This window comes from Planktothrix sp. (assembly GCF_046067725.1).
In the GTDB taxonomy this organism is placed as follows: domain Bacteria; phylum Cyanobacteriota; class Cyanobacteriia; order Cyanobacteriales; family Microcoleaceae; genus Planktothrix.
This window is the reverse complement of the sequence record NZ_JBJUDF010000208.1, coordinates 1-9,368: the sequence shown is the minus strand read 5'-3', so window position 1 is coordinate 9,368 and position 9,368 is coordinate 1. Positions and strand designations below refer to the sequence as shown.

Annotated in this window: 4 protein-coding genes; 1 reads left to right on the top strand and 3 read right to left on the bottom strand. The window is 38.6% G+C overall.

Going from position 1 to position 9,368, the window contains the following annotated elements:
- Window positions 1-3,365, bottom strand: a 3,365-nt coding sequence (metH, locus tag ACKPEB_RS12805) for a methionine synthase (RefSeq protein ID WP_408965319.1), incomplete at its 3' end; no start/stop codon positions are given.
- Between the two features lie 187 nt (window positions 3,366-3,552).
- On the opposite strand from metH, the gene ACKPEB_RS12800 reads away from it, so the two are divergent.
- Window positions 3,553-5,220 carry a DNA methyltransferase gene (locus tag ACKPEB_RS12800; protein WP_408965318.1) on the top strand — a complete coding sequence of 556 codons (1,668 nt, stop codon included), beginning with the start codon at window positions 3,553-3,555 and terminating at the stop codon, window positions 5,218-5,220.
- 52 nt (window positions 5,221-5,272) lie between these two features.
- Here the strand turns inward: ACKPEB_RS12800 and ACKPEB_RS12795 are convergent, their stop codons facing one another.
- On the bottom strand, window positions 5,273-6,064 hold the full coding sequence (locus ACKPEB_RS12795) for a fasciclin domain-containing protein (RefSeq protein WP_408965317.1): 792 nt from the start codon (window positions 6,062-6,064) through the stop codon (window positions 5,273-5,275).
- Between the two features lie 283 nt (window positions 6,065-6,347).
- The gene (locus tag ACKPEB_RS12790; RefSeq protein WP_408971296.1) at window positions 6,348-9,221 is read right to left on the bottom strand and encodes an ATP-binding protein; all 2,874 of its coding nucleotides are present in this window, start codon (window positions 9,219-9,221) and stop codon (window positions 6,348-6,350) included.
- Window positions 9,222-9,368: the final 147 nt, after the last annotated feature.

Below are 9,368 nucleotides of genomic sequence, written 5' to 3'. Positions count from 1 at the left end.
GGATATCCAAAACTATAGCGAGAACCCCGATGACGTTGGGCTAAAATATCTCGAACATTATCGGGTTCTTCATTCCCAAACCCTAATTCACGGCGAATTTTTGCATGAGTCCATTCCGCTAACGCTTCTGCGGTTTGTACCGCCATTCCATGAAAATACAAATAATTCGTATAGTCGTTGGCGGCAAATAATTTTTGGGCGTATTCGGTGGCAATTTCTCCCACTGTTACCGCTTGCATCGGGAAAACATCAATCTGTCCGGTTTCTTTGGGGGCAAAAAAGTCCGCAATACACAACCGTCGCCCGGATTTTTGTCGAGGAAAGTCAAAACGAGCCACTTGTTTTTGATGATTTTCGGGGTCATAAATGAATAAAGAGTTATCTTCTGCTTGACAGGGAAAATACCCGTAAATCACTGTTGGATGTAATAAGTTTTCCGCTAGAATTTTAGCTTTCCATTCGGATAAAACCGGATAGACTTTTTCCGCTAAGAAAGCATCGTATTCTTCCCGTGATTGTTCTCTGGGTTTACGGAATTGCCATTGACCTACAATTAACGCTTGTAAATCTAAATACCAGAAAACCTCCTCTAAATCAATATGTTGCGGTTGTAAGATTTTTGTTCCCCAAAAAGGCGGTATCGGACGGTCAATATTAACATCAACGGCTTCAGAACGTTGGGTATCAATTACGATTTCTTCTGTCTCTTCAGAGGACTCAGATATAACGGTTTCTACTTTAACTCTCGTTTTCTTCGCTTCCGCATATTCCCCTAAAAATCCTTGGCTATCATCCCATTGTCCGGCGGCTTTGGCGGGCATTAATTTATCCATAAAGTTCAAGTCGGAAAAGGCATCTTTGCCATAAATAACTTGACCTTTATAGGTGTTTTGACAATCATCATAGACAAATTTAGGTGTTAACGCCGCCCCCCCTAAAATAACGGGAACTTTGATTCCGGCTTCGTTAAAGGCTTCTAAATTCTCTTTCATAAAAGCGGTGGATTTGACTAATAATCCACTCATGGCAATACAGTCGGCGTTGTGTTCTTGGTAAGCGTTGATAATATTTTCAACGGGTTGTTTAATTCCTAAATTAATCACCCGATAGCCGTTATTGGATAAAATAATATCGACTAAATTTTTACCAATATCATGCACATCCCCTTTAACGGTTGCAATGATAAAAGTCCCTTTGGAATTATCCCCCGTTTCTGATTTCTCCATGTAGGGTTCTAAATAAGCAACGGCGGCTTTCATGGTTTGGGCAGATTGTAACACAAAAGGTAACTGCATTTGCCCAGAACCAAACAATTCTCCCACAACTTTCATGCCATCTAACAGCAAATTATTGATAATATCCAACGGCGGATATTGTTTCAATGCTTCGGCTAAGGCATCATCTAATCCTATACGTTCTCCGTCAATAATATGACGTTTTAAGCGTTCTTCTACGGGTAGGTTAGCATCTCCAGAGCGATCTCGTTTTGTGGTTTTTCCTTCAAATAAAGTGGTGAGTTTTCCTAATGGGTCATAGACACAAACATCGCCATTAAATTCTCGTTGATCATAAATTAATTTACGACAAACTTCTTGATGTTCAGGGTCGATTTTGGCTAGAGGTAAAATCTTATTGGCACTGACAATAGCTGAATCTAACCCCACTTGCATTGCTTCATGAAGAAACACGGAATTTAACACTTGTCGTGCGGCTGCATTTAACCCAAAGGAAATATTAGAAACCCCTAAAACAATATGACATCCGGGTAATTCTTGACGAATTTGGCGAATAGAATCAATGGTTGCTTTGCCGTTATTTCGGTCTTCTTCAATTCCGGTCGAAATCGGTAAAGCTAAAGGGTCAAAAAAGATTTCATGGGCGGGAATTCCATAATTAATGGCATCATTATAGGCGCGTTTAGCAATTTCAAATTTTTTCTCTGCTGTCCGCGCCATTCCGTCTTCGTCAATGGTTCCAACGACCACTGCCGCACCATATTTTTTAGCGATTTCTAACACTTTATAAAAGCGTTCTTCGCCGTCTTCATAGTTAGTAGAATTCAGTAAACATTTACCCCCAGCAACTTTTAACCCGGCTTCCATTTTCTGCCATTCTGTGGAGTCTAACATCAAGGGTAAATTTACGTTAGTCACGACGCGAGATACCAATTCACGCATATCTCGCACCCCATCACGTCCGACATAATCGACGTTAACATCTAAAATTTGGGCGCCTTCTTTTATCTGGGATTTTGCTAGAGAGACTAACCCATCCCAGTCTTCAGCATTCAGTAAATCTCGGCATTTTTTCGACCCACTGGCGTTAAGACGTTCCCCAATAATTAAAAAGGAGTTTTCTTGTTCATAAGTTTGGGTACTATAAATAGATGCAGCGGCGGGAATAAACTGCGGTATTCGTTCTTTAGGTTTGAGGGTTTTGGAAATTTCAGCTAAGGCTTGAATATGCTCATATCGGGTTCCACAACAGCCGCCAATTACCTGCACTCCTAAATCTTCTACAAAGTGCATTAACGCCATTCTTAGTTCCATAGGCGTTAATTTATAATGGGCTTTCCCGCCAATATTTTCGGGTAAACCAGCGTTAGGAATACAGGAAACGACAAAGGGAGAATGTTCAGCTAAATAGCGAATATGTTCTTTCATTAAATCAGGGCCAGTGGCGCAATTTAACCCTAAAATATCAATTTTATAAGGCTCTAAAATGGTTAACGCCGCGCTCATTTCTGACCCGACTAACATGGTTCCAAAGGATTCCATTGTTACAGAAACCATAATCGGACGACGTTCTCCTTTTTTAGCAAAAACATCCTCAATTCCATTTAAAGCGGCTTTAATTTGTAGGACATCTTGGCAAGTTTCAACGATGAATAAATCTACTCCTCCATCAAATAATCCCTCCGCTTGTTCAGCAAACGCATGATGTAAGGTATCAAAATCAATATGTCCGAGGGTGGGTAATTTGGTTCCTGGGCCCATTGAACCAGCAACAAATCTCGGTTTTTCGGGTGTAGAATATTCTTGGGTTAAACGTTTAGCTAATTCAGCGGCAGTTTTGTTTAAATCATAAGCTTTATCGGCTAAATCATATTCGCCTAAAACAATCGAAGTTCCCCCAAAAGTATCGGTTTCAATGACGTCTGCACCTGCTTCTAAAAAGCCTCGATGAACGTTAGCAACGGCTTCGGGTTTTGTATACACTAAATATTCATTACAACCTTCATAATCTTTTCCGCCAAAATCATCTGCTGTCAGGTTTTGGGTTTGTAGGTTGGTTCCCATTCCTCCATCAAAGACGATAACGGGACGTTCAGGACTGTGGAGGCGGTCTAAAAATGCGCTTTTCATAGAGTGTTAATGATAGGGAGTCCGGGTAATTTTACAATTGTACACAAATACCTTTAGTATTTTAACTGATCTTGTCAGTCTATAGAACAATCACTCACTTCTCGTACTCAAAAAAAGTAAATTTATTATTAAATATTTGATCATAGCTATGATAAAATAATAAATTATTGTTTGATGGTTTTTCAAGATGGTCAATCAATTATTTTATGGAGATAACTTAACAGTCTTGCGTAAATATATTAAAGATGAATCTGTAGATTTATGTTATATTGATCCTCCGTTTAACTCTAAACGTAACTATGATCAAATTTATAATAATTTAGGGAAAGAAGATCGAGCGCAAGCCCAAGCCTTTATTGATACTTGGACTTGGGATGATCATGCAAATCAAGGTTTAGATGAAATTTTTAGTAATGATCAAGGTCATTTTACCCAACAAAGTATTGATTTAATTGCGGGATTAACAAAAGTTCTGGGTAAAGGTGGACTTTTGGCTTATTTAGTGAGTATGACTTTGAGAATTGCAGAAATTTATCGTGTTTTAAAATTAACAGGAAGTTTTTATTTACATTGTGATCAAACAGCGAGTCATTATTTAAAATTACTGATAGATTCTATTTTTTGTTCTCAGGGTGGAGATTTCAAAAATGAAATAATTTGGAAAAGGAAAAGTGGGAGAGGAGAAACTAATCATAAATCTTCTCGTTTTGGAGTTTCTACAGATACTATTTTATTCTATACAAAATCTAATCAATCTTGTTTCAATAGTCAATTTTCTTTTGAGGTAGAAGGGTATTCAAATTATGTAGATAAATCTTTTAAATATGTTGATGAAAATGGGAGACGTTATCAAGCTGATAACCTAGCTAGTCCTTCTCCCCGTCCTAATTTAATGTATGAATATAAAGGATATAAACCCCCGGCTACTGGATGGGCAATTTCAAAAGAAAAAATGGAACAATGGGATCAAGAAGGACGATTACATTTTCCTAAAGATACAACAGGAAGAATTAGAAGAAAACGTTTTTTAGATGAATTGCAAGGTAAACCCATCCAAAATTTATGGGATGATATTCAACCGATTTCTTCTCAAGATAAAGAACGTTTAGGTTATCCTACACAAAAACCCGAAGCTTTATTAGAAAGAATTATTCAAGCTAGCAGTAATCAAGGAGATATCATTTTAGATGCTTATTGTGGCTGTGGGACAACCGTTGCTGTATCACAACGTTTAGACCGTCAATGGATAGGAATTGATATAACTTATCAAAGTATTAGTTTAATTTTAAAACGGTTAGAAGATGCTTTTGGTCAAGGAATTTTAGAACAAATTCAACTCAATGGAATTCCTAAAGATATGAAATCGGCGGAAGCATTAGCCAATAAAAAAGATGATCGCACCCGCAAGGAATTTGAAAAATGGGCCGTTTTAACTTATAGTAATAATCGGGCAGTAATTAACCCCAAAAAAGGCGCAGATAAAGGGATTGATGGGATTGCTTATTTTCGAGGAGAACAGGATGAACCCGAAAAAATTATTTTACAAGTTAAATCCGGTAATATTAAATCAGGAGATATTCGAGATTTACAAGGAACCTTAACCCTAGAAAAAGCAGCGATGGGAATTTTAATTACCTTAAAAGAACCCACAAAAGAGATGATTAAAACCGCTAAATCTGCTGGAATTTATCAAAATCAATATATGAGTCAAAGTTATGATATAATTTCAATGGTAACGATTCGAGAAATCATTGAAGAGAAAAAACGGTTATCAATTCCATTAGGATATGAAGTTTTAAAATCAGCAGAAAAACAAAAAGAAGTCAAAGCAACCCAATTAACTTTAGGGATATAAATCATACAAAAAACCCAGTTTCTTAAAGAAACCAGGTTTTTAATAAACTGAATTATTGAGCGTTAGGTGCAGGAGTTTCAGGGGGAAGAATAACGACATTAATCACATGAATAACGCCGTTGCTGGCATTGATATCTGGTTGAACCACTTCAGCATCATTAACTTTAACTTTGCCTTCAGCTACTTCTAAATTAACCGGGTCTCCTTCAACTGTAGCGACTTCACCGGGTTGAATTTCAGCCGAGGCAACTTTTGTGGGTAGAACGTGATATTGAAGAATTTTAGCCAATTTTTCTTTATTTTCTGGCTTCATTAACTCTTCTAAGGTTCCCGCAGGTAAGGCGGCAAAAGCTTCATCGGTAGGAGCAAAAACCGTGTAATTGCCTGCACCAGACAAGGTTTCTGTTAACCCAGCGGCTTCAACGGCTTTTGTAAACGTACTAAAAGAAGGGTTGCTGCTGGCAATTTCTAAAACCGTTTCTGACTCGTTGGAGGCTAAAGTGACTCCTGTATCAGTGTTTTCAGAGGCTACTGCAGGAGTTGTAGTAGCTGTGGTGGCTGTGGTTTCAGAACCCGGAGTTGGGGAAGCTGTGGTGGCTGTGGTTTCAGAAGCCGGAGTTGGGGAAGCTGTGGTAGCTGTGGTTTCAGAAGCCGGACTTGGAGAGGTGGCGGTTGTTGTTGTAGGGGTTGTTGCTTCAGGAGTCCCTGTGGCTTGTTCTGTGGCGGGTTGTTCAGGGGTGGTGTTGGTGGCGCTCGGTTGAGAGCAAGCACCCAAAGCAGCGACACTGCTGACGGTAGCTAACAAAATCAAAAATTTTTTGGTCACTTGAGTCATGTTATTCATAGTTTAGGCGTTTTGTTTGTAAACAGGTACACAAACGGTTGATGTAATTCTACGCATAGTAACATATCTTTACAAAATTTCAAGCCCTGTGATGTGAACGACCCACATTCTCTACGACTAAGTGGGTTGGGTCGAGAAACTGTAAATTGCTCCAGGGGGTAGGATAAGCATCGATGGAGGCTGGGGAATTTCATCTGCGGTTAACGTCACAACTTTTCCATCCGGTTAAATACTAATTGATTCTTCGGTTTATTCATCGTTAGAAATTAGATCACGTTGTGATTTACTCGAGTTTAGTCTGTGCTTGAATATCTATTTCATCTAAAGGTTCTTCAATCGCATTCCGAATCCAATTTGGGTCAAATTCTCCCTTTGTAAACGCTTTAATTTTAATCTCAATACTCATATCATCGGCTTTATCAGATAATCTTTGCAACATTTCAAAAAATTCAAAAACTTGAGCTTTATTCAAAACTGAACTCAGGGTATAACGTTTAGCGGCTTGTTTACCATCCACAATATCAGCTAATACCGTCCGAGTTAAACTGCTATTAGCTGACTTGTACTCAACCGTCGGTTTTTGTTCTGCAACCTTTGAACCTGTATTTTCCGTTAACGAATCAGAATAGTTAATAGAATCTAGTTGAGTTTCATCATTTTCAGGTTCAATAATAGGTGATTTTTGTTGAAACTTTTCAACAATACGGGGTGCTAATAAATAACCGGATAAATCTAATTCATCGGCTGGAATATGGCGATTAAAACTAATTAACGCTGGTTTATCAATTGTTATACTATCCCCCAGAATTTTAAGTTGAGGAACATATCCTATATTACCATCTGTGATCGCTCCTAAGATAGCTTTCTTAATCGGTTCATCACTTAATAACTTAGGATAACCGGGAAACCGGAAAAAATAACTAATGAGTTCATCTCCCTGAATCACCCCGATTTCAGATTCATTAATTTTAGAATAACTAATCATTTTAGAAACGGTAATTGAATTAAAAACATGATTTTTTAACGCATATAAAACCCGATCTTGTAAATTTTGACTGGTGTTAATTTGAGACTGCAAATCAATCATTTCTAACTTGATTTTAGCTTGTTCTTGGGGACGTAAAGGTAATAAAATTTGTTCATAGAGACGACGTAAACTCGCATCTAAACTGGATTTTGCTTCTTTTCCTTTTTCTTTTAACTCATCCAAATCCTCAATAGAAAAATTATATTTTTCCTGATCTTTCACTAAACAATTGACTGCTAATAACGTCCGAGTAGCTTTTCTAGCTTTATCAAATTGGATGTTATTAGGAACAACAAAAGCAATGGCATTTTTATAATCCCGTTTATCATTTCCTCGATTTTCTAACCACCTCATGCCGTCTTCTTGTAAAGATTCTGTGCTTTTTTCCGCCCAACGGGCATCTAAATAAACCGTACAAAACTGATTAATATGGTCAGGAATTGCACTGGAATCCTTCGGCCATAAAACGACCTTTCCCTGGGCATTTTTTAAACTATTTTTCAAATCTCCCTGAATGCGTTCTAAAACTTCATCACTGCTAATTTTATGCTCTTCATCTGCTACTAATTTATTGAGATTGGCTTTGGTTTCAAACCGATAACGCTGTCCAACATAATGCAGATAAAGTAATTCTTCTCGTAAATCATTTAATACCGTAACAATTGTATTTCGATCTAAACCAGGGGCTAAACACGCGCCGACAATTTCCTGTTCAAACACCCCGCGTTCTTCCCCACCTCTGGCGCCAAACGAATACATTAAAATCGCAGAAGCCAAACGACTCCCAACCTTCAAACTCGACATAGTTGGCACATCTTGAGCAATTCGTTGGTCTACAAAATTTACCTTAGCTTTTGTACCAATTAAATCAGCGGCTATGACAGCACTATAATTATCTCGTTCACCGACTTGACTAAAAAAAGCACTTTTCACCGCTTCATGGTCAAACAAAACATTCCCCGGTGAAATTAACCATGAGAGGTCATTTTTTTCCCGCAACGCATAAACCATTGAAGCTAGAAATTGTAACGCGCCTCTAGTGCGTTGATAACTGGGTAAACTACCCCAACGGTGATACATTAAATCTAACAAATCCGGGTGAAACGGATAACTTAACTTAATGCGTTCTTCTAATAGTTTGGCTTGCTGTTCAACTTCCTGTTTTTCTCGGTTTGTGGTGGTATAACTTTCTCGAAATTTGCGAAATAATGCCGCTTGCTGACGGGCGACTTCGGCAATAATTTCTGTATTCCCAATATCAGTAAATAACCGTTTTCGCACCACCTCCATCACTTCATCCCCAGAGACGGGCTCTTTTTTCGCATCAATGCGACTAACGAGTTTATCTAAAACACTCAATAACCCTTCATTTCCTACCGCTTCTTGTACACTAGCTTGCAGAGAATAAACTAAAACTGTTTTAGGCAATTCTCGCACCACTTCTGTAAGTTTCTGCACAAAGGTTAACACTTGTCGCCCAAAGGTAGAGTCCCCAAGCTGTATTCCCATTGCATTTTCCACATAAACCAAAAATTCATCCATGAGGATAAGAGTTGGTTTATCTCCTATTATTTTTCTTAAATCGTTATTACCTGGTGCGGTGCGGTTTTTATCATCTGCTTCTATTAATTGATACGCTTCATTTCCCCCAATTTGCCAAGCTAAATATCCCCAAGGGGTAAGAATTTGCGGGCCGTTTTCAATTGAAATACCCGTTGAAGCACTAATATCTAACCCAATAAACGCAGCCACCGTCACGTCCCCAGGGTCAGGTAAGGGGTCTAACTGAGGAATTCCCCGCAGTTGGTCACGGTGTTTAGCAAGGTGATAAAGACTTAACAGGGTGTGGGTTTTCCCTCCGCCAAAGGGGGTACGCAGTTGAATTACCCGGTTTCCGGCATCTCCCTGTAATCCTTTGAGAACATCAGCTAAAATACCTCTGAGTTCTCCGGTTAAGTAGGTGGAATTAAAGAAGTCACGGGCATCTCGATACAACCTGGGGCATTTTGGTTCTTGGCGAATAACACTGCCTAAGTTAGCGGCATAGGTGGCATTATCAAGGTTGCCATCGAGAATATCAGGATGGGGAGTAACAACTTGTGTCCAGGGTTTCAATTGATAAGCGGTCATGGTTTTTTTAGGGAAATAAACAACAATTTGAAAACAATTAATTACTGATAACTGGTACAGACGCGCCATGGCACGTCTCTACTTAAGGTTTTTGTTGCGTAAACAAATTATCCTCAACTAACCGTTTCCAAGATGCTAATAAAGTAT

What these genes read in the sequence shown, in the direction of transcription:
- ACKPEB_RS12800 (WP_408965318.1), top strand. Translation starts at nt 3,553, where the DNA reads ATGGTCAATCAATTATTTTATGGAGATAACTTAACAGTCTTGCGTAAA.
- ACKPEB_RS12795 (WP_408965317.1), bottom strand. Translation starts at nt 6,064, where the DNA reads ATGAATAACATGACTCAAGTGACCAAAAAATTTTTGATTTTGTTAGCT.
- ACKPEB_RS12790 (WP_408971296.1), bottom strand. Translation starts at nt 9,221, where the DNA reads ATGACCGCTTATCAATTGAAACCCTGGACACAAGTTGTTACTCCCCAT.